At 70.2% G+C, this 23,933-nt stretch carries 4 pseudogenes; all 4 read right to left on the bottom strand.

The window, feature by feature from the left end:
- Window position 1: 1 nt before the first annotated feature.
- Window positions 2-10,219: pseudogene (locus L3Q67_RS32585) on the bottom strand (SDR family NAD(P)-dependent oxidoreductase); the annotation flags it as partial.
- 59 nt (window positions 10,220-10,278) lie between these two features.
- Window positions 10,279-15,120, bottom strand: a pseudogene (locus L3Q67_RS32580) (type I polyketide synthase); the annotation flags it as partial.
- 91 nt (window positions 15,121-15,211) lie between these two features.
- Window positions 15,212-20,718: pseudogene (locus tag L3Q67_RS32575) on the bottom strand (SDR family NAD(P)-dependent oxidoreductase); the annotation flags it as partial.
- Between the two features lie 432 nt (window positions 20,719-21,150).
- A pseudogene (locus L3Q67_RS32570) lies at window positions 21,151-23,751 on the bottom strand (SDR family NAD(P)-dependent oxidoreductase); the annotation flags it as partial.
- Window positions 23,752-23,933 lie beyond the last annotated feature (182 nt).

Genomic DNA, 23,933 nt, shown 5'->3' with positions numbered 1-23,933 from the left:
CTCATCCGTTCCTTTCCCACGCCACGCGGGCGTCTTCGATCCCGGCGAGCAGGTGGTCGGCGAGCGCCGCCGGGGTCGGGTAGTCGAACACCGCGGCGGCGGTCAGCCGCACCCCGGTGGCCGCGCCCAGCTGGTTGCGCAGTTCGACGGCGGTCAGCGAGTCGAAACCCACCTGCCAGAGGTCCTGACCGGGGTCGATCGAGCCCGCGTCCGCGTGGCCGAGCACCGCTGCCGAGGCCTCCAGCACCAGGCCCAGGACGATCTTCCGCTGTTCGATCGGTGCGCGTCCCGCCAACCGCACGGTGAACGACTCGGTGTCCACGGTCGCGCTTTCCACGCCCCGCCGGGTTCGCCTGATCAGCGCGCGCAGCAGTGGTGGCACCGCGTCGCCCGGCGACGTGGTCAGGTGCATAGGCACCAGCGCGGGATGCGGTGATTCCAGCCCGGCATCGAACAGGGCCAGCCCCTCCGCCGCGGACAGCGCGCGGAAACCCTTGCGTGCCATGCGGCTGAGGTCGGTCTCCTGGACGCGGTCGGCCATGCCGTTGGCCTGCTTCCACGCGCCCCACGCCAGTGACACGGCAGGCAGTCCCTCAGCGCGCCGCCGGAACGCCAGCCCGTCGAGGAACGCGTTCGCCGCCGCGTAGTTGGCCTGGCCAGGACTTCCGACGACACCCGCGGCGGAGGAGAAGAGCACAAACGCGTCCAGGTCGATGCCCTTGGTCAGCTCGTGGAGGTGCCAAGCCGCGTCGGCCTTGGGCGCGAAGACGGTTTCGACCCGCTTGGCCGTCAGCGCGGGAACGATGCCGTCGTCGAGCACACCGGCCGCGTGCACCACCGCGGTGAGGGGGTGTTCGGCGGGCACCAGTGCGAGCAGCGACTCGACCGCCTCGCGCTCGGACACATCGCAGGCCGCGATCGTCACCTGCGCGCCCTGATCGGTCAGACCGGCGGCCAACTCGGCCGCTCCGTCGGCCTCGGGCCCCCGCCGGCTGGTCAACAGCAGGTGCCGGATCCCGTGTTCCGCCACCAGATGGCAAGCCACCAGCCCGCCGAGACCCCCGGTGCCACCGGTGATGAGCACCGTTCCGCCCGGGCTCAACGCACGCTCCGAGCCGTCCACAGTGGAGCGGACGAGCCTCGGCACGGTCACCGCCCCTGCCCGGACAGCGGCCTGGGGTTCACCGGAGGCCACCACGGCGGCGATCGCCGTCCGCGCGGAGTCGGCGTTGTCGACGTCCACCAGCACGATCCGGTCGGGGTTCTCCGACTGCGCGGAACGAACCAGCCCCCACAGCGCGGCGGCGGCCGGGGCGACCGGGCCGTTCTCCGCGACCGCGCCGCTGGTCAGTACCACGAGCCGCGCCGCGTCGGCCTGCGGTTCGTCGAGCCAGCTCTGCACCTGTTCGAGCAGGTCGGAGGTGACGGTGGCGGCTTCCGTGGCGTCCGCGGCGTCTTCCGTGCAGTCGAGAACAGTCCACTGTGCGGTGTCGATGGCGGCTTCCGGCGGGGACACCGGCACCCAGTCGACCCGGAACATCAGATCCCGCACGGCTCCGCGGCCTGGCCGCAGCTGGCCGGGGTTCAGCGGGCGGAGGGCGAGGGATTCGACGGTGGCGACGGGCGCACCGGTCGGGTCGGCCAGGTGCAGCGCGAGGCTGCTGGGTCCGGTCGGCGTCATCCGCACCCGCACGCTGGTCGCTCCGGAGGCGTGCAGGGTGACGCCGTTCCAGGCGAACGGCAGTTTCGCCGGTTGAGAGCTGCCTCCCGAATTGACGTGCGGGTTGAACGCGTTGGTGTGCAGTGCGGCGTCCAGCAGCGCGGGGTGCAATCCGTATCCGCTCGCGTCGGTGACCTCGGCAGGCAAGGCGACCTCGGCGTACACCTCGTCGCCACGCGTCCACGCCCGCTGCAAACCCCGGAAGACGGGGCCGTAGGCATAGCCGCCACCAGCCAGGAGCTCATAGAAGCCGGTGACATCCACCGGTTCCGCGTCGCTCGGGGGCCAGGTGGTGAAATCGAATCCGGCCTCGGGTTCCTGTCCGGTCACCGTTCCCGTCGCGTGCCGGGTCCACGCGCCTTCCCCAGCGGAGTCGCGGCCGTAGACACGCACGGAACGGCGCCCGGCCGGGTCCGCGTCGCCCACCACCACCTGGATCGCGATCTCGTCCTGGTCACCGAGCACCAATGGTGCCTCGACCAGCAGTTCCTCGACGACCGGGCAGTCGGTCTCGTCACCGGCACGCACGGCCAGCTCGACGAACGCCGTTCCCGGCACCAGAACCACACCCGACACGGCGTGATCGGCCAGCCAGGGATGCGAGCGCAGCGACACCCGGCCGCTCAGCACCACACCGTCGCCGTCCGCCACCTGCAACACCGCGCCGAGCAGCGGATGCCCGGCCGAGCCCAGCCCGGACGCTGTCACGTCCCCGGTCTTGGCCGGGACTTCGATCCAGAAACGCTCACGCTGGAAGGCATACGTCGGCAGATCCACCCGCCTGCCACCGGCGAAGTAGGCGGGCCAGTCGATCTCGACCCCGCGAACGTGTAGCTCGGCCAACGCGGTCAGCACCGCACGAGGCTCCGACACGCCACCGCGAGCGCCCGCCACGAACCCGATCCGGGTGTCCGCGGGCAGGCAGTCCGGGCCCAGACCGGTCAGGGTTCCGCCCGGCCCGACTTCCAGCACTGTCGACACCGACAACCCCGGCAACGCAGCAACGCCGTCGGCGAACCGCACCGCGGAACGCACGTGCTCCACCCAGTACTCGGGCGTGGTCACGACTTCGGGGTCGGCTACCCCACCGGACACGTTCGACAGCATCGGGATCAGCGGCGGCGAGAACTCGATCTTCGCCACCACCTGGCGGAACTCCTCGAGCATCGGCTCCATCAGCGGCGAGTGGAACGCGTGTGAGACTCGCAACTGGCGCACCCGGCGCCCTTCACCCCGCAACACCTCGGCGACCGCGAGCACTGCGTCCTGCGCACCGGAGATCACCACGGACTCCGGGCCGTTCACCGCGGCCACCGACATCCGGTCGTCCAGCAGTTCGCGCACGCGCTCTTCACCGGCGGCCACCGCCACCATCACGCCACCCGGCGGCAACGCCTGCATCAACTCGGCTCGCGCCGCCACCAGCTGAGCCGCGTCCGCCACCTCCAGGACTCCCGCCACACAGGCGGCCGTCACCTCACCGATCGAGTGCCCGCCCACCACATCCGGCCGAACACCCCAGGACTCCAGGAGCCGGAACAGCGCAATCTCGAAAACAAAAAGCGCAGGCTGCGCCCATCCCGTCTCGTCCAGTACGCCACCGCCGTCGAACATCACCCGGCGCACCGCGCCACCGTCCATCCAGCGGCCCAGTTCGGCGCACACCTCGTCCACCGCGTCCGCGAACACCGGGAAGGACTCGTACAGCTCCCGCCCCATGCTTGCCCGCTGGCTCCCCTGACCGGAGAACACCATCGCCACGCCACCGGAGACAGGAGCCCCCGACACCACACCGGGCGCCGGTGTTCCCTCAGCCAGCGCACGCAATCCGGCGACCGCCTCGTCCCGGTCCCCCGCCAGCACCACACCGCGATCAGTCAGCATCGAACGCGTCGTCGCCAGCGAGAAGCCGATGTCCGCCAACGGACCATCGTCCACAACGGACCGCAGCCGGGCGGCCTGCGCCCGCAGGGCCGTTGCACCGCGCGCTGACACCATCAGCGGCACCACATCGACCTCGGAAGCAGTCTCATCGACCCGCGACTCGGGCACCTGCTCCAGGATCACGTGCGCGTTGGTGCCGCTGATGCCGAACGAAGACACGCCGACTCGACGGGGACGTTCGAGTTCCGGCCACTCCTGCGCTTCGGTGAGCACCTCCACGGCACCCTCGGACCAGTCGACCTGAGGCGTCGGCTCGTCCACGTGCAACGTCCGGGGCAGCACACCACGACGCATCGCCTCGACCATCTTGATCACACCGGTGACACCAGCAGCACCCTGGGTGTGGCCGATATTCGACTTCACCGAACCCAACCACAACGGCCGATCCCGATCCTGCCCATAGGTGGCCAGCACAGCTTGTGCCTCGATCGGATCGCCCAGGCTGGTGCCCGTGCCGTGTGCTTCCACCGCGTCCACATCGGACGCCGTAAGGCCCGCATTCGCCAGCGCGGCCCGGATCACCCGCTGCTGCGAGGGACCGTTCGGCGCGGTGAGCCCGTTCGAAGCACCATCCTGGTTCACCGCACTGCCCCGCACCACACCCAGCACCCGATGCCCCGACCGGCGAGCATCCGAAAGACGCTCGAGCAGGACCAGGCCAACGCCTTCGCCGAAGCTGGTGCCATCCGCCGAACCGGCGAAAGCCTTGCACCGGGCATCCGCCGCGAGCCCGCGCTGACGGCTGAAATCGACGAACAAACTCGGCGTAGCCATCACCGTGACCCCACCGGCCAGCGCCATCGAACACTCACCTCGGCGCAAAGCCTGCGCGGCAAGATGGATCGCCACCAACGACGACGAACACGCCGTGTCGATCGTCAGCGCCGGACCCTCGAAGCCCAGCGAATACGACACCCGGCCGGACACCACGCTGGCCGAGTTGCCGGTGCCGATGTAGCCCTCGATCTCCTCCGGCGCCGAACCCGCGTCCGGCAGGTAGCCCTGGTACATCACGCCCGCGAACACGCCGACATCGCTGCCCCGCAACGAAGCCGGATCGATGCCCGCCCGCTCCAGCGCCTCCCACGACGACTCCAGCAACAACCGCTGCTGCGGATCCATCGCCAGTGCCTCACGCGGACTGATCCCGAAGAACCCCGCGTCGAACTCCGTGGCGCCATCGAGGAATCCGCCCTCGCGGACATAGCTCGTGCCGCGGTGGTCCTGGTCCGGGTCGTACAACCGGTCGAGATCCCAGCCGCGATCGGCAGGGAAGCCCGTGATCGCGTCGACCTCGGACGACACCAGTTCCCACAGGTCCTCCGGCGAGGCGACGCCACCCGGCAACCGGCACGACATCGACACGATCGCGATCGGGTCGTCCACCGGAGCCGCGAACGCCACCGGAGCCACGGCCACGCGCTTGCCCGACAGCTCTTCCTTCAGGTACGCGGCAACGGCCGAGGGTGTCGGGTGGTCGAACAGCAGCGTGGCCGGCAGGCGGATGCCGCTCGCCGCGGTCAGCCGGTTGCGCAGTTCGACCGAGGTCAGCGAGTCGTAGCCGACCTCGTTGAACGCCCGGTCCGGCTCGATCAGGTCGGCGGTCGGGTGCCGGAGCACCACCGCGGCCTCCGCACGGACCAGGTCCAGCAGAACCCGGTTCTGCTCCTTCTCCGGCATCCCGGCCAGCCGCTGGACCAGCGAGTCGGCCTCGGCGGCGGCCTCCTGCACGGCTCGCCTGCCCTGGCGCCCTGCCGAGGTCCGGAGCAACGCCGGAACCGGCCCCCGCTGGGCTCGGATCGCCGCGAAGTCGAGGTGCATGGGCACCAGCACGGCCTCGTCGCCGCGCAGGCCCGCGTCGAAGAGCGCCATGCCTTCTTCGGAGGTCAGCGCCTTCAGGCCACCGCCTGCCAGCCTGCCGTGATCGGTCTGTTCGAGGCCCTGGGTCAGCCCGGTGACCTGTTCCCACAGGCCCCAGGCCAGCGACACCGCGGGCAGGTTCCGCGCCCGCCGCTGCTGTGCGAGCGCGTCGAGGAACGCGTTCGCGGCGGCGTAGTTCGCCTGACCGGGATTGCCCAGCACGCCGGCCCCCGAGGAGAAGAGCACAAAGGCGGCGAGGTCCAGTTTCTCGGTCAGCGCATGGAGGTTCACGGCCGCGTCGACCTTCGGGCGGAGCACGGTGTCCAGGCGGTCCGGGGTCAGCGCGGACACCACACCGTCGTCCAAGGTCGCCGCGGCGTGCACCACCGCGGTCAGCGGCTGCTCCGCCGGAATGGTCGCCAGCAGTTCCGCCAGCGCGTCCCGATCGGCCGCGTCACACGCCGCGATACGCGTCTGCGCACCGAGCGCGGCCAGCTCGGCCGTGAGGTCGGCCGCGCCATCCGCCGCCGGTCCGCGCCTGCTCACCAGCAGCAGGTTCCGCACGCCGTGTTCGGTCACCAGGTGCCGGGCCAGCACGGCGCCCAGCGTCCCGGTGCCACCGGTGATCAGCACCGTGCCCTCGGGAGCCAATTCCACCGGCGGGTTGTCGGCCGCGACGGTCCGTGCCAGCCGCGGTACCGAGATCATTCCCGAACGAATCGCCGCCTGCGGTTCGCCGGACGCGACGACGGCGGGCACCACCGCGCGCGACTCGTCGTGGTCGTCGAGATCGATCACCACGATCCGGTCCGGGTGTTCGGACTGCGCGGACCGGATCAGCCCCCAGGCGGCGGCCGCGGCCAGGTCACGCACCTCGTCCGGACGGTGCACCGCGACCGCGTTCCGCGTCAGGATGACCAGCCGCGCGTCTTCCGGCTTTTCTTCGGCGAGCCAGTTCTGCACGGTCGCGAGCACGCGGCCGGTGGTGGCGCGAACCCCGGCCGGGTCGCCGGGCTCCGTCGCCACCTCCACGATGTCCCAGTTCCCCTGGTCTTCCGGGAGTGCGAGCTGCGCGGTCGTCCAGTTGACTTCGAACAGGGAGCTGGCGGTGACGCCGCTGGTCGTCGCGGACCGCAGGGTCAGCGAGCCGATGGCGGCGACCGGAGCACCGGTCTGGTCGGCTACGGCGAGGGAGAGGCTGTCGCCGCCGAGGTGCGTCGCACGGACTCGTAAGTCGGACGCGCCCGAGGCGTACAAGGCGACCCCACTCCAGGCGAACGGCAGCAGCTTCCGCTGCCCGGCCGTCTCGGCGAGCGCGGTGAAGTTCATGCTGTGCAGGGCGGCGTCCAGCAGTGCCGGGTGGAGCCCGAACCCGGTCGTGTCGGCGGTTCCGGTCGCAGCGACCTCGGCGTAGACCTCCCCGCCCAGGGTCCACACCTTCTGCAGCCCCTGGAACATCGGCCCGTACTCGTACCCCGCCTCGGCCAGCGATTCGTAGAAGCCGGTGAGGTCCACCGGTTCGGCCTCCGCCGGGGGCCACACCGCCAGATCGAAGTCCGCCACCGGCTCGGTAGCGGTGAGCGTCCCGGCGGCGTGCCGGATCCACACGCCGTCCTCGGTGTCGTCCCGCCCGTAGACACTCACCGGCCGCCTGCCGGTCTCGTCCGGATCACCGGCCACGACCTGGATCGCCACGGCTCCTTGCGCCGGGAGCACCAGCGGGGCCTCGATGACCAGTTCCTCGACCACCGGGCAGCCCACCGCGTCACCGGCGCGGATCGCCAGCTCCACCAACGCCGTGCCAGGGACCAGCACCACGCCCGACATCGCGTGGTCGGCCAGCCACGGATGCGATCGCAACGACAGCAGGCTGGTGAACAGCACCCCGTCACCGGCGGCCAGGCTCGTCGCCGCACCCAGCAGCGGGTGCTCCGGCGACCACAAGCCCGCCGCCGTCACGTCCCCCGTCTGCACGGGGATGTCGAGCCAGAAACGCTCACGCTGGAAGGCATATGTCGGCAGCTCGACCCGCCTGCCGCCGGTGAAGCACGGCGCCCAGTCCACGGAGACACCACGGACGTGCAGCTCGGCGAGGTTGGCCAGCACCCGCGGCATACCGCCGTCGTCTCGGCGTAGCGTGCCCACCACGACCGTGGGTACCTGCTCGCGCGCCTCGATCGTGTCCTGCACGCTGGTGGTCAGCACCGGATGGGAGCTGACCTCGACAAAAACCCGATGCCCCTGCTCCAACAGCCCTTCGACGGCGGGGCCGAAGCCGACCTGGTGACGGGTGTTCCGGTACCAGTACTCGGCGCCGAGTTCCGGGCCGGCCAGCCATTCCTGGGTCACGGTGGACCACATCGGCACCTGTCCGGCCACCGCTTCGATCCCCGCGAGCGCCTCCAGCAGTTCGTCACGGATCTCTTCCACACGCGCGGTGTGCGAGGCCACGCCCGCCGGGATCAACCGCGCGCGAACGCCGTCGGCCTCACAGGCCGCGTGCAGTTCCGCCAGTGCCTCCGGATCACCGGCCACCACCACCGACGACGGCCCGTTCACCGCCGCGATGTCGATCCGTCCCGCCCACGCCTGCGCACGCCGCGTGGCTTCCTCGGCGGAAACCGCGAGCGACATGATCCCGCCCCGGCCGGTCAGCCGCCGGTCCATCACCTGGCTGCGCATCACCACCACACGAGCGGCGTCCTCCAGCGACAACGCGCCGGCCACGCAGGCCGCCGCGATCTCACCCTGCGAATGGCCCACGACCGCGTCCGGCTCCACACCCAGCGATCGCCACAACGCGGCGAGCGACACCATCACCGCGAACGACACCGGCTGCACCACATCGAGCCGGTCCAGGCTCGGCGCGCCTTCCTCGCCCCGCAGCACGTCCAGCACGGACCAGCCCAGCAACGGCGCAAGCGCCCGCTCGCACTCGGCCAGCCGGGCCGCGAACACCGGCGAGACGTCCAGCAAGTCCAGTCCCATGCCCAGCCACTGGGCACCCTGACCGGGGAAAACGAAGACCCGTTTGCCTTCGACGTCCGCGAGTCCGGACACCACGCCGACACCCGGCGCTCCCGCGGCCACCGCGTCCAGCCCGGCTATCGCTTCGTCCCGGTCCGCCGCCAGCACCACACCACGATCGGCCAGCATCGACCGGGTGGTCACCAAGGAGAAGCCCGTATCCGCCAGCGGCTCCGTGTCGTCGTCCACAAAGGACCGGATGGACGCGGCCTGACCGCGCAGGCCGCTCACCCCACGGCCCGACACCAGCAGCGGCACCACACCGAACGCGGCATCGCCCTCACCGGCGGGCTCGGGCTCCGGTGCCTGCTCCAGGATCACGTGCGCGTTGGTCCCGCTCAGCCCGAAGGACGACACCCCCGCCCGGCGCGGACGCTCCACCTCCGGCCACTCCTGCGGTTCGGTGAGCAACTCCACCGCACCCGCGTCCCAGTCGACCTTGGGCGTGGGCTCGTCCACGTGCAACGTCTTCGGCAGCATCCCGTGCCGCATCGCCTGGACCATCTTGATCACGCCGGCGACCCCGGCGGCGGTCTGCGTGTGCCCGATGTTCGACTTCACCGACCCCAGCCACAGCGGCCGGTCCTCCGGCCTGCCCTGCCCGTAGGTCGCCAGCAGGGCCTGCGCTTCGATGGGGTCGCCCAGTGTCGTCCCGGTGCCGTGCGCCTCCACCACGTCCACATCGGCTGCGGCAAGGCCCGCGTTCGCCAGCGCGGCACGGATCACCCGCTGCTGAGAAGGACCATTCGGCGCGGTGAGTCCATTCGACGCGCCATCCTGGTTCACCGCACTGCCACGCACCACACCCAGCACCTGATGCCCCAGGCGGCGAGCATCCGAAAGACGCTCCAGCAACACCAGGCCGACGCCCTCGCTGAAGCTGGTGCCATCCGCGGCACCGGCAAAAACCTTGCAACGGCCGTCGCGCGCCAGCCCGCGCTGACGGCTGAAATCGACGAACGCGCCCGGCAGTACCATGACCGTGACCCCACCAGCCAGCGCCATCGAGCATTCACCACGGCGCAACGCCTGCACAGCGAGGTGCATCGCCACCAGCGACGAGGAACACGCCGTGTCCACCGTCAGCGCCGGGCCTTCGAAGCCCAGCGAATACGACACGCGGCCGGACGCGACGGCCCCGGCGGTACCGGTGCCCATGTAGCCCTGGCCCGCCTCCGGCACCTTGCCGAGGAACTCGGCGTACTCGTGGTAGAACAGGCCCGCGTACACACCGACGTCGCTACCCCGCAAGGAGATCGGGTCGATGCCCGCGTGTTCGAAGGTCTCCCACGAGGTTTCCAACAACAACCGCTGTTGCGGGTCCATCGCCACGGCCTCGCGCGGGCTGATCCCGAAGAAGCCCGCGTCGAAGTCCGCCATGTCGTGCAGGAAGGCGCTCTCCTCCACATAGGACGTTCCGTCGCGCTCGGGGTCCCGCATCGCCGCCAGGTCCCAGCCGCGGTTGTCCGGGAACTCGCCGACCGCGTCCATGCCGTCCGCGACCAGCCGCCAGAGGTCCTCTGGCGAGGCGACGCCGCCGGGATAGCGGCACCCCATGCCGACGATCGCGATCGGCTCCGACTCGATGTCCCGCAACCGCTTCTGGGTGCGTCGGGCGTCGGCGACCACGCGCTTGAGGTAGTCGCGCAGCTTGTCGTCTTGGGGCATGGCAGCCTGGCTCCTTGCCTAGCTCGAGAAAGTTCGCGTCCTGATGGCTCCGGAAAGGCTCAGGAGGTGCCGAACTCGTTGTCGATCAGCTCGAACATCTGGTCGTCGGTCACCAGGTCGAGGTCCAGCTCTTCGTCATCGGCGGGCTCGTCGCCCGCCTTCTCCCAGACGGCGGCGAGCGCGCGCATCCGGGTGGTCACCTTCGCTCGCGTCGCGCGATCCGCCGACGCCGCCGCGTAGGCCGTCTCAAGTCGCTCCAGCTCCTGCAGGATCGACGGGGACGAGTCCGAAGGCAGTCGCGACCGGAGGAATTCGGCCACCGCGGCCGGGGTGGGGTAATCGAACACCAGCGCGGGCGGCAGCCGCAGACCGGTCGCGGTGACCAGGCGGTTGCGGAGTTCGACCGCCGTCAGCGAATCGAAACCGACGTCGCGGAACGCCTGGCCAGGATCGATGCCGTCCGGTGTGGAGAAACCGAGCACCACCGCGGCCTCGGTCCGCACCACTTCGACGAGCGCCCGGTTCTGGTCCTCATCGGACAGTCCGGCGAGCCGCTGACCCAGTGCCGAGACCGACTCGTCGTCAGCCCCGCCCGCATCGTCGTCGTCGCTGCCCAGCGCGGTGCGCACCTCGGCCAGATCGCTGAGGAGCGCACTGGAACGCCGGGCGGTGAATCCCGGGGCGAACCGGTCCCACTCCATGTCGGTGACCACAAGATGCGTCTCTCCGTGTTCGACCGCCCGCGCGAGCGCGATCAACGCCAGCTCGGGGTCCATGGCCAGCAGGCCGGTACGGCGCAACTGCTCTTCGACCTCGGCCGAGTCGGACGACATTCCGCCGCCACCCCAAGCCCCCCACGCGATCGACGTGGCGACCAGTCCACGGGAGCGTCGCTGTTCGGCGAGCGCGTCCAGGAAGGCGTTGGCGGCGGCATAGGCGCCCTGGCCTCCGCTGCCCCACACCGCGGCGTTCGACGAGAACAGCACAAAGGCGTCCAGGTCGTAGCCGTCGAGCAGTTCGTCGAGGTGTGCCGCGCCCGCGACCTTCCCGGACAGCACCTCGGCGAACTCCGGCAGCGTGGTGTCCTGCAGCGCTCCGGTGGTGGCGACGCCGGCGGCGTGCACGACAGCGGCCAGTGGGGTCTCCCTTGGCACGCCGTCGAGCATCCGCTGCAACGCTTCGCGATCCGCGATGTCGCAAGCGGCCACGGTGGTCCGGGCGCCCAGCTTCGTGAGTTCGTCCACGAGTTCCTGTGCGCCCGCCGTGGTCATCCCACGCCTGCCTGCCAGCAGCAGGTGCTCGGCACCACGGGCTGCCAGCCAGCGGGCCACCTGAGCGCCGACACCACTGAGGCCACCGGTCACCAGAACGGTGCCTCGTGGTGTCCACGCCAGGGGGCTGTCCGCAGGTGGCGCGGGCAGCAGCCGCCGCCCGAGGACCCCGGAGGGCCGCACCGCCACCTGATCTTCACCACTCCCTCCGCCGAGTACGCCGAGAACGCGGTCTACCGCGGTCTCGTCCACTTCGGCGGGAAGGTCCACGAGCCCGGCCCAGCGGCCGGGATGTTCCAGCGCCGCCACGCGCCCCATTCCCCAGACCATCGCCTGGGCGGGGCTGCTCGGCGGATCGGCGCTGTCCACCGACACGGCTCCCCTGGTGAGGAACCACAGCGGTGCGTCCAGTTCGGCGTCGCCCATCGCCTGCACCAGCGTCACCGCACCGGCGACTCCGGCGGGCAGGACCGGCAGCTCCGGATGCGCCCCAGAAGCGAGCCCGAGGAACGACACGACGCCCCGCACATCACCGATCTCGGTGACGATCTCCTGGATCCGCTCGGCCAGTCCGGCACGATCGGTGCCGGTCGGGTCGAGCACCAGGCGCGCCACCCAGGCACCTCGCGCGGCGAGCCCGTCGGACACCGCGACCGCTGCCTCGTCGTCACCCTCGGGCACGACCACGATCCAGGTACCCGCGAATTCGGGCGGCGCCAGTTCGTCCAACGGCTTCCAGCCGACGTGATACCGCCAGTCATCCACAGTGGACTCCGAACGGCGCTGCCGGTGCCACGAGGACAGGATCGGCGCCAGCGCGCGGAGCGAGGACTGCTGTTCGGGGGATTCAAGGGACAGGGTGTTGGCGAGAGCGTCGAAGTCCTCGTGCTCGATCGCCGTCCAGAATTCCTTGTCGATCGCGCTTCCTTGCTGAGGCGCGTCATCGGCGGGAAGCTCTTCCAGCCAGTAGCGCTCACGCTGGAAGGCATACGTCGGCAGGTCAACACGCCTGCCGCCGGTGAAGCACGCTTCCCAGTCCACGGAGATCCCGCGGACATGCAGTTCGGCGAGACTCGTCAGGACTCGGCGCATCCCGCCGTCGTCGCGACGCAGCGTTCCCACCACGACGGTGGGTGCCTGATCGAGGACGTCCTGAATACTGGTGGTGAGCACCGGATGCGAGCTGACCTCGATGAACGCATGGTGTCCCTGTTCCAGCAGAGCCTCGATGGCCGGTGCGAAGCCGACCTGGCTGCGCAGGTTCCGATACCAGTACTCGGCACCCAGCTCGGTGCCTTCCAGCCATTGCTGGGTGACGGTGGACCACATCGGCACGCTCACCGGAGCGCCCTTGACCTCGGCAAGCACGTCCAACAGCTCGGCTTCGATCGCTTCGACATGTGCGGTGTGCGAGGCGTAATCCACCGGAATGATCCTGGCCCGGAGTCCATCGGATTCGCACTCCGCTTGCAACTTCGCCAAGGCCTCCGGATCACCGGCCACCACCACGGATGACGGGCCGTTGACCACCGCCACCTCAACCCCTGGCTGCACCCGGCTGGCGACTTCCTCGGCCGAGGACGCGATCGACATCATCCCGCCCCGGCCAGCCACGCCACGCGCGATCGCCTGGCTGCGCAGAACCACAACACAGGCCGCGTCCTCCAGGGACAACGCGCCCGCCACGCAAGCCGCCGCGATCTCACCCTGCGAATGGCCCACCACCGCATCCGGTTCAACGCCCAGCGACCGCCACACCTCTGCCAGAGCGACCATCACCGCGAACGACACCGGCTGCACCACGTCGACCTGGTCCAGGCTGCCCCGCAGCGCATCGGCCACCGACCAGCCCAACAACGGAGCCAGCGCCTGCTCACACTCGGCGAACCGGGCCGCGAACACCGGCGAAGCATCCAGCAACTCCACTCCCATCCCCCACCACTGGGCACCCTGACCAGGGAAAACAAACACCGTCTTGCCCTCGACATCGGCGACCCCGGAAAGCACGCCAGCCGCCGAAGCGCCCTCAGCCAGCGCACCCAGTCCGGCGAGCGCTTCCTCCTGGTCTGCCGCCAGCACCACACCGCGATCGGCCAGCACCGACCGCGACGTCACCAACGAGAACCCGATATCCGGCAGCTGGGCGTCATCCACCAAGGACTTCAACCGGGCCGCCTGACCACGCAGGCCAGGCACACCACGACCGGATACCACCAACGGCACCACACCGAATTCGGCAACACCTTCGTCAACCGGTTCCGGCTCAGGTGCCTGCTCCACGATCACGTGCGCGTTGGTGCCACTGATACCGAACGAAGACACCGCCGCCCGGCGGGGATGATCGGCCTCCGGCCAGTCCTTCGGCTCGGTCAGCAACTCGACCGCGCCCGCGGACCAGTCGACCTCGGGCGTGGGCTCGTCCACGTGCAGGGTCTTCGGGAGCACCCCGTGCCGCATCGCCTCGACCATCTTGATCACACCCGCGACACCCGCGGCGCCCTGCGTGTGGCCGATGTTCGACTTCACCGAACCCAGCCACAACGGCCGACCTCGACCCTGCCCGTAGGTGGCCAGAAGCGCCTGCGCTTCGATGGGATCACCAAGGCTGGTGCCCGTGCCGTGCGCTTCCACCGCGTCCACTTCGGACGAAGCAAGACCCGCATCCGCCAGCGCGGCACGAATCACCCGCTGCTGCGACGGACCATTCGGCGCGGTCAACCCGTTCGACGCACCATCCTGGTTCACCGCACTGCCACGCACCACACCCAGCACCCGGTGCCCCAGTCGGTGTGCTTCGGACAACCGCTCCAGCAACACCAAGCCGACGCCCTCGCCCCATCCGGCGCCATCGGCCGTAGCGGAGAAGGACTTCGAACGGCCGTCCGGCGACAACGCGCCCTGGCGGCTGAACTCGACAAAGGTGCCGGACGCCGACAGGATCGTCACCCCACCGGCCAGCGCCATCGAGCACTCACCACGGCGCAACGCCTGCACAGCGAGGTGAATCGCCACCAATGACGACGAACACGCCGTGTCCAGCGTCAGTGCCGGGCCTTCGAAACCGAAGGTGTAGGAAATCCGGCCCGAGGCGATACTCCCGGCGCTGCCCGCGCCGAGATAGCCTTCGTACTCGTCCGCGACCTTGTTCAGCCGCATCGCGTAATCGTGGTAGGCCATGCCCGCGAACACACCGACGCTGCCGCCGTGCACAGCGGACGGAGCGATCCCGGCTCGCTCGAACGTCTCCCACGCGGTCTCCAGCAGCAACCGCTGCTGCGGATCCATCGTCACGGCCTCGCGCGGGCTGATCCCGAAGAACCCGGCGTCGAAATCCGCGGCGTCGTGCACAAAGCCGCCTTCGCGCACATACGATTTCCCGTAGCGGGTGCGGTCCGGATCGAAAAGGTTCCGCACATCCCAGCCGCGGTCCTCCGGAAACGGGGAAATCGCGTCGACGCCGTCGGAAACCAGCCGCCACAGGTCTTCCGGCGAGCGCACCCCGCCGGGAAAACGGCAGCCCATTCCCACGATGGCGATCGGTTCACGGGCGGCGGCCTCGAGTTCGGCGGCACGCGATCGAGTCTGGTGCAGATCGACGGTTACCCGCTTGAGGTAATCGACGAGCTTCTCTTCTTCCGTCATGTCAGGGCAACCTTCTCCGTAATGAACCTGACACCGATTCTCGTCCGGCGGCGCGGGCTCGAGCCCCTTTGCCGCCCCCCTACCGCTCCCCTGTCTTTCCGCCGCCGAGTTCGTTGTCGATGAACTCGAAAAGCGCGGCCGTCGACGCGGACCGCAGCTTGTCCGCCACCTCGGTGCTCTCGCCCGCCGCCGACCGTTCCTTCCAGCGCGACAGCATGGCCTGTAGTCGTACGACGACCTCGTTCTCCAGTTCGCTGCCCGGCGGAATGCTCGTCAGGTGTTCCGCCACCTTGTCCAGTTCCGCCAGGGTGGAGCCGCCGCCGGAGGCGAACAGTTCGGTGCGCAGCAGGCGAGCGAGCGCGGCCGAGGTCGGATAGTCGAAGATCAGGGTCGCCGGCAGGCTCACCCCGGTGGCTGCCGTCATGCGGTTGCGCAACTGGACGGCGGTCAGCGAATCGAAGCCCATCTCGTTGAACGCCCGTTCGGCGGGCACCACCGACCCGGCGGCATAACCGAGCACGGCCGAGGCTTCGGCCCGCACCAGGTTCAGCAGTTCCCGTTCCTGGTCGGCGGCAGGAAGCCCGCCAAGGCGCTGGACCAGCGACGCGGCCACGGCCTGCGCCGCCCGCCTCCCCTGACGCACCAGGCCACGCAGCAACGGCGGCACCGATCCGGACACCGCCTGCGCACGCAGACCGGCGAAGTCCAGCTTGGCGGCCATCAGCACCGGCTCGTCGTGTCCGAGTGCCACGTCCAACAAGCGCATGCCCTCGGACGCCGTCATCGGCCGGGCGCCGTTGCCGTTCGGCGACCACGGGCTCCAAGCCACTGAAACAGAGGGCAGGCCTTGTGCCCGCCGCTGCCGTGCCAGCGCGTCAAGAGAGGCGTTGGCCGCGGCGAACGCGCTTTGCCCCGGGTGACCGGCGATACCGGCGGCCGCGGAGAACAGGACAAAAGCCGCGGGCTTTAGATCGCGGGTCAGCTCGTGCAGGTTCAGCGCCCCGTCCACCTTCGGGCGGAGCACCGCGTCCAGGCGATCCGGCGTGAGTTCATCGATCGAGCAGTCGTCCAGCACACCCGCGATGTGGAACACCGCGCTCAGCGGGTGTGCCTCCGGGATTCCGGCCAGCAGCTTCTCCGTCGCGTCACGATCGGCGACGTCGCACGCCTCGATCCGCACGTCCGCGTCGAGCGCGGCCAGGCCGGTGGCGCTGTCCGCGGTGGGCCCGCGACGGCCTGCCAGCACGAGGTGCCGCACGCCGTGCTCGGCCACGAGGTGCCGGGCGACAGCACTGCCCACCGCACCCGTGCCACCGGTGATCAGCACCGTGCCGTCCGGGTCGAGCGGACGCGCTGATCCACCGGCACCGGCACGCGCCAGCCTCGGGACCAGCAGTTCACCCGATCGGATCGCCAGTTCCGGTTCCCCGGTCGCGAGCACAGCGGGCAGGGCGTGCAGCGAGCTTTCCTGGTCGTCGAGGTCGACGAGCACGATCCGGTCCGGCCGCTCCCACTGCACAGAACGGCCCATTGCACGCGCGCCGGCGTCCTTGGTCAGGACCACCAGGCGTGCCGATGCCAGGCTGGATTCCGTAAGCCAGGCCTGGTACAGCTCCAGGGCTTGGTGCGCCACCGCACGCGCGTCGCCGTCGAGTTCCACCATCACCAGGTCGGGTACCGGCGCGCCCGCGGAAACGGATTCGGCAAGCGACCGGAGATCGGGGTGGACGACGGCATCGGTCAAGGAGGCGGTCAGCCTGGGCGTCGGCCCCACCACGGCCAGCAGTTCGACTCGGCCGGATCCGGTTGCCGGGCAAGGGATCCAGTCGACTCGATACAGCGAGTCGGTGACCGTGGCGGACTTCAGCGGGCGGACCGCGAGGGATTCGACGGTGGCTACGGGCGCCCCGGCCGGGTCGGCCAGGTGCAGCGTGAAGCTGTCGGCGCCGGTCGCGGTCAGCTGCACCCGCACGCTCGTCGCTCCGGAGGCGTGCAGCGTCACACCGCGCCACTCGGTCGGCATGTCGGATGTGACGGTGCGGAGTGCGGCGTCCAGCAGCGCGGGATGGAGCCCGTAGCCGGTCGCGTCGATCTCAGCGGGCAGGGCGACCTCGTCACCAGGCGCCGGATCGACTCCGGCGTCGATTTCCCGGGTGGTCAGCGTTCCGGTCGCGTGACGAGTCCATGCACCCTCGCCGCCGGAATGAATGCTCACCGCCCGGTCGCTCACCATCACCTGTAGCTGGATCGCGCCCTGCTCGGGAAGGATCAGCGGTGCCTCGACGGTGAGTTCCTCGATCACCGGGCAGCCGATCTCGTCCCCAGCACGGATGGCCAGCTCGACGAAGGCGGCGATCGAAACCGCCTGATCGGCCAGCCAGGGGTGCGACCGCGATGACAGCTGACTGGTGAACAGGACCCCGTCGCCAATGGCGAGCCTGGTGGTCGCGCCCAACATCGGATGCCCGGACAGTACCTGGCCGGTGGCGGCCGGGACGTCGAGCCAGAAACGCTCGCGCTGGAAGGCATACGTCGGCAAATCCACCCGCCTGCCACCGCCGAAGCAGGCGGCCCAGTCGACCTCGACCCCGCGAACGTGAAGCTCGGCCAACGCGGTCAACACGGCCCTGGACTCCGACATGCCACCACGAGCGCCCGCCACGAACCCGATCCGGCTGTCCGCGGGCAGGCAGTCCGACCCCAGCCCGGTCAGCGTCCCGCCCGGCCCGACCTCCAGCACCGTCGACACCGACAACCCCGGCAACACAGCAACACCGTCAGCGAACCGCACCGCAGCACGCACGTGCTCCACCCAGTACCCAGGCGTCGTCACCACCTCAGGATCGGCCACCCCACCGGACACATTCGACAACATCGGGATCAGCGGCGGCGAGAACTCAATCTGTTCGAGTGTCCGGCGGAACTCCTCCAACATCGGCTCCACCAACGGCGAGTGGAAGGCGTGCGAGACCCGCAGCCGCCGCACCCGGCACCCTTCACCCCGCAACACCTCCGCCACCGCGAGCACCGCGTCCTCCGCACCGGAGATCACCACGGACTCCGGGCCGTTCACCGCAGCCACCGACATCCGGTCGTCCAGCAGCTCGCGCACGCGCTCTTCACCGGCGGACACCGCCACCATCACGCCACCCGGCGGCAACGCCTGCATCAACTCGGCCCGCGCCGCCACCAACCGAGCGGCGCCCGCCAACTCCAGCACACCCGCCACGACCGCCGCTGTCACCTCACCGATCGAGTGCCCGCCCACCACATCCGGCCGAACACCCCACGACTCCAGCAACCGGAACAACGCGACCTCGAACACGAACAAAGCAGGCTGCGCCCACCCGGTGTCATTCAGCACCTCACCAGCGCCGAACATCACCTCCTGGACCGCACCGCCGTCCATCCAGCGGCCCAGCTCCGCGCACACCTCGTCCACCGCTGCCGCGAACACCGGGAAACGCTCGTACAGTTCCCGGCCCATGCCCGGCCGCTGACTCCCCTGACCGGAAAACAACACGGCCAACCCACCCGAGACGGCCACCCCCGACACCACACCCGCCAAGGGCGCGCCCTCGGCGAGCGCACCCAATCCGGCGAGCGCCTCATCCCGATCCTCCGCCAGCACCACACCGCGATCGCTCAGCATCGAACGCGTTGTCGCCAGCGAGAAACCAACGTCTGCCAGCGAGCCACCATCCACAACGGACTTCAGTTGTGCGGCCTGCGCCCGCAGGGCCGCGTCACCACGACCCGATACCACCAGCGGCACCACGTCGACCTGGGAAGGAGCGTCGTCGGCCGGTTCCTCGGGCACCTGCTCCAGAATCACATGGGCGTTCGTGCCGCTGATGCCGAAAGACGACACCCCTGCCCGCCGGGGACGGTCCACCTCCGGCCAGTCCCGGGACTCGGTCAGCAGTTCCAGCGCGCCCGCCGACCAATCGACCTTCGGCGTCGGCTCGTCCACGTGCAACGTCCGAGGTAGCACACCGTGCCGCATCGCCTCAACCATCTTGATCACGCCGGCGATGCCCGCGGCCCCCTGGGTGTGACCGATGTTCGACTTCACCGAACCCAACCACAACGGCACATCCCGATCCTGCCCATAGGTCGCCAACAGCGCCTGCGCCTCGATCGGATCACCCAAGCTCGTGCCGGTGCCATGTGCCTCCACGGCATCCACGTCGGCGGCCACCAGGCCCGCATCCGCCAGCGCCGCCCGGATCACACGACGCTGCGAAGGTCCATTCGGCGCCGTCATGCCATTCGACGCACCATCCTGATTCACCGCACTGCCACGCACCACACTCAGCACCCGATGGCCCAACCGGCGCGCCTCGGACAGCCGCTCCAGCAGCACCAGCCCGATACCCTCACCCCACCCAGTGCCATCCGCCGCACCTGCGAACGGTTTGCACCGCCCATCGGCAGCCAATCCACGCTGACGACTGAACTCCACAAAAGACACCGGAGACGCCATCACCGTCACCCCACCGGCCAGGGCCATCGAGCACTCGCCTCGACGCAACGCCTGCACGGCAAGGTGAATCGCCACCAACGACGAAGAACACGCCGTGTCGATCGTCAACGCCGGCCCCTCGAAACCCAGCGAATACGACACCCGGCCCGAAGCCACGCTCCCGGCGCTGCCAGAACCCAGATATCCCTCGACGTCCTCCTGTGCGCCGCGCACCCGAGATCCGTACTCCTGGTTGAACAGGCCCGCGAACACACCGACATCGCTGCCCCGCAACGAAACCGGATCGATACCCGCCCGCTCGAAAGCCTCCCACGACGACTCCAGCAACAAGCGCTGCTGCGGATCCATCGCCAACGCCTCACGCGGGCTGATCCCGAAGAACCCCGCATCGAACTCCGTCGCGGCCTCAAGGAAACCGCCCTCACGGACGTACGAGGTCCCCGCGTGATCCGGGTCCGGATCGAACAACGCGTCCAGGTCCCAGCCCCGATCGGCCGGGAACTCCGAAACCGCGTCCACCCCACTCGACACCAGGTCCCACAGCTGTTCGGGCGAGGTGACCCCACCGGGGAACCGGCACGACATCGCCACGATCGCGACGGGTTCGGCCGCCCGGTCTTCCAGATCCGTCAGGCGTCGTCGTGTCTCGATCAGGTCGGTGGTCGCCTGCCTGAGGTAGGTCCTGAGCTTGTCTTCGCTGGTGGTCACGCGTTCTGCCTTCCCGCGGCGGTGCTCAGTCGGTCGAGCACCTCGAACAGTTCGTCGTCGGTGGCCGCGGCCGGATCGATGCCAACCTCGGCCGCCTCTCCTTCCAGCTTGCGCACGAGCCGGCGCAGCCTGCCGAGGACCGCTTCGGTGCCGCCGTCGCCAAGCAGCGCGGGGATCGCCGCGTCGATCCTGTCCAATTCGGACAGTGCGGTGTCGGCAGGCGAACTCGCCGCCGGCGCGGCCAGCACGGTGAGTTCCCTGGCCAGATCCACCGGTGTCGGGTGATCGAACACCAGCGTCGCGGACAGGCGTGAGCCGGTGGCGTTGGCCAGCCGGTTCCGCAGTTCGACAGCGGTCAGCGAGTCGAACCCCAGTTCCTTGAACGGCTGGTCCGGCTCGATGGCGTCCACGCCGGAGTGCCCGAGCACGGCCGAAGCCTCCCGGCGCACCAGGTCCAGCACCAGGCGCTGCTGTTCCGCGGCGCCGAGACCGGTCAGCCGGTCGAGCAAACCGGTCGTCGCCTCGGCCGTCGTGGCCCGGCGTGGAGCTGTTCGCACCAGGCCACTCAGGATGGCCGGGATGTTCGCCGCGTCGGCCTGCAACGCCGCGATGTCCACTGCCGCGGGCACCACCACCGGAACCGCAGCGTCGATCGCCGTGTCGAATCGCGCCAGCGCCTCGTTGTCGCTCATCGGCACCGCGCCGCCGCGAGCGATCCGTGCGAGATCGGTTTCCCCGAGGTGGCCGCTCATCCCGCTCGCGCTGCTCCACAGTCCCCAGTCGAGCGAGACCGCCGGAAGGCCGCGACGACGACGGTGCGCGGCGAGGCCGTCCAGGTAGGCATTGGCCGCCGCGTAGACGCCCTGACCCGGGCTGCCGACCACTCCGGCCAGCGAAGAGAACAGGACGAATGCCGACAGGTCGGCGTCTTGGGTCAGCAGGTGCAGGTTCCAGGCACCCCGCACCTTCGGCGCCAGCACGGTGGTCACCTGGTCCGGCCGGATGGCTTCGATCGGCGCGTCCGCCAGCGCACCGGCGGTGTGTACGACGGCTTCGAGTGAATGGCCGCGAACCGCCGCACGCAACGCGTCGAGATCGGTGACGTCACACGCCGAGATGGTCACCTCGGCGCCCAGCTCGGTCAGTTCCTTCCGGAGTACGTCGGCACCGTCGGCCTCGGGGCCCCGACGGCTGAGCAGCAACAGTCGCCGCACGCCGCGTTCGGTGACCAGGTGACGGGCCACCAGACCGCCCAGGGTGCCCGTTCCACCAGTGACGAGAACCGTACGATCCCGGCCGAGCGCGCCCGGAATGGTCAGGACGACCTTGCCGACGTGCTTCGCCTGGCTAATGTGCCGATACGCCTCCGGCGCCGACCGGACGTCCCACGCGGTCACCGGCAGCGGCCGCAGTTCACCGGCACGGAAGAGAGCAGTCAGCTCCGCCAGCATCGCGGCGATACCGTCCAGCCCCGCGTCCATCAAGTCGAACGCCTGGTAGGACAGCCTGGGATGATCCGCCGGATCGCGGATATCGGTCTTGCCCATTTCGAGGAACCGGCCGCCGGACCCCAGCAGCGCCAGCGAGGCGTCCGCCTGCGCTCCGGCCAGCGAGTTGAGCACAACGTCGACGCCGGTCGAGGCGAACCGGTCGGCGAACTCGGTGGTTCGCGAAGAAGCGATGTCCTGCTCGGCGATCCCCAGCTCACGCAGCACCGGCCACTTGGCGGGGCCGGCCGTCGCCAGCACCCGTGCACCCCAGCGACGCGCGAGCTGGATCGCCGCCATGCCGACACCTCCGGCGCCGGCGTGTACCAGCACCGTCTCTCCCCGACGCAGACCGGCCAGCGAACGCAGGCCGTACCAGGCCGTCAGGAAGACGATCGGGATCGTGGCCGCCTCGGCGAAGGTCCAGCCAGGCGGAATGGGCGCGACCGCTCGCTGGTCGGTCACCACCACCGGGCCCGCTGCGGGCAGCAGGCCCAGCACCCGGTCCCCGACGGCCAGACCGCTCACCTCCGGCCCGGCCTCGACCACCACCCCGGCGCCCTCACCGCCCAGAGCACGCTGGTCGGCCACCATGCCCAGCGCGGTGACCACGTCGCGGAAGTTCACCCCGGCCGCACGGACCGCGATCCGGACCTCACCGCTCTCCAGCGCCCGATCGCCTTCCGGCCAGGACCTCAGCGCCAGGTCCGACACGCTGCCGGTGTGCTTGCTGACCAGGCACCACGGCCCCGGCGGCGGGGTCAGTGCCGCGCCCGGACGCCGTCGCACCAGCCTGGGCACCAGCGGACGGCCCGCCCGGATCGCGGCCTGGTCCACCCCGGCGGCAGCCATCGCGGGCACTGCGGCTCGTGACGCGGGATCGTCGTCGACGTCTACCAGGACAAACCGGCCGGGGTGCTCGTTCTGCGCGGTGCGAACCAGCCCCCACACCGGCGCCGACGCCAGGTCGACGTCGTCACCGGAGACCGCCGCGACGGCGTTGACCGTGGCCACGACCAGCGGGCCGCCGGTGTCCGCGACCAGCCGCCGCTGGATGAGGTCGACCGTTGTGCCGACGACCGCCTCGGGGTCTTCACCGGACACCCACACGACCTCGACCTCGGCTGTTTCGCCTGGCACGGGAATCGGCTGCCACTCCACGACGAACAGCTCGCCACCCGCGTGCTCGCGGACCACGTCCGGTGCGGCGGGCCGGGTGGTGATTCTGTCCACCGTGGCCACCGGCGCACCGGAGGTGTCCGAGAGGTCCAGGCGGAACGCGTTCTCGCCGATCGGCTGCCACCGGACCCGCACCGCGGTCGCCCCGGTGGCGTGCAGGCGTGCGCCCTGCCATTCGAACGGCATGGCGGCGGCCGCGCCGCGTTCCACCGCGTCCACCGCGCCGATGTGCATCGCCGCGTCGAGCAGCGCCGGATGCATCAGGAAGTGCTCTCCGGGCTCCGGGAGGGTCACTTCGGCATACAATTCTTCACCGAGCCGCCACGCACTCCGCAGTCCCTGGAAACCAGGACCGTAGGTGAACCCGTGCTCGGCCAGGAGCTCATAGGACCGTGACAGATCAAGGGATTCCGCACCGGCCGGTGGCCATTCGCCGAGCCGGTCCGGCTCGCCCGAGCTGCTGAGCCCGACCGTTCCCGTCGCGTGGCACACCCAGTCCGCGTCCTCCCGGACAGCCCGCGAATGCACGGTCACCGAGCGGTTCCCGTCGTCGTCCGGGGCGGCCAGGTGGACCTGCACCTGCCGCGGCGAGCGATCGGCCAGCACCAGCGGGGCTTCGAGGACCAACTCCCCGATCTCCGGGCAGCCCGCCTGCGCACCGGCCTGCCACGCCCATTCCGCCAGCCCCGTTCCCGGCACCACCACCGTGCCGAACACCGCGTGGTCGGCCAACCACGGCTGGAGCCCGGTGCCGATCCGGCCGGTCAGCACGATCCCGGCGTCCTGCGGCAGGTCCACCACGGCTCCGAGCACGGGGTGCGCCGACGTCCGCTGTCCCAGCGAAGCCGCGTCCGAGACCTGGGCGGTGGAGAGCCAGAACCGCTCGTGTTCGAAGGGGTAGGTCGGCAGCGGCACCCGGGTACCGGTGCCGCCGAGCACGG

Source organism: Saccharothrix sp. AJ9571 (assembly GCF_021725495.1).
Taxonomy (GTDB): domain Bacteria; phylum Actinomycetota; class Actinomycetes; order Mycobacteriales; family Pseudonocardiaceae; genus Amycolatopsis; species Amycolatopsis magusensis.
This window is presented reverse-complemented; position numbering and strand designations above follow the sequence as displayed.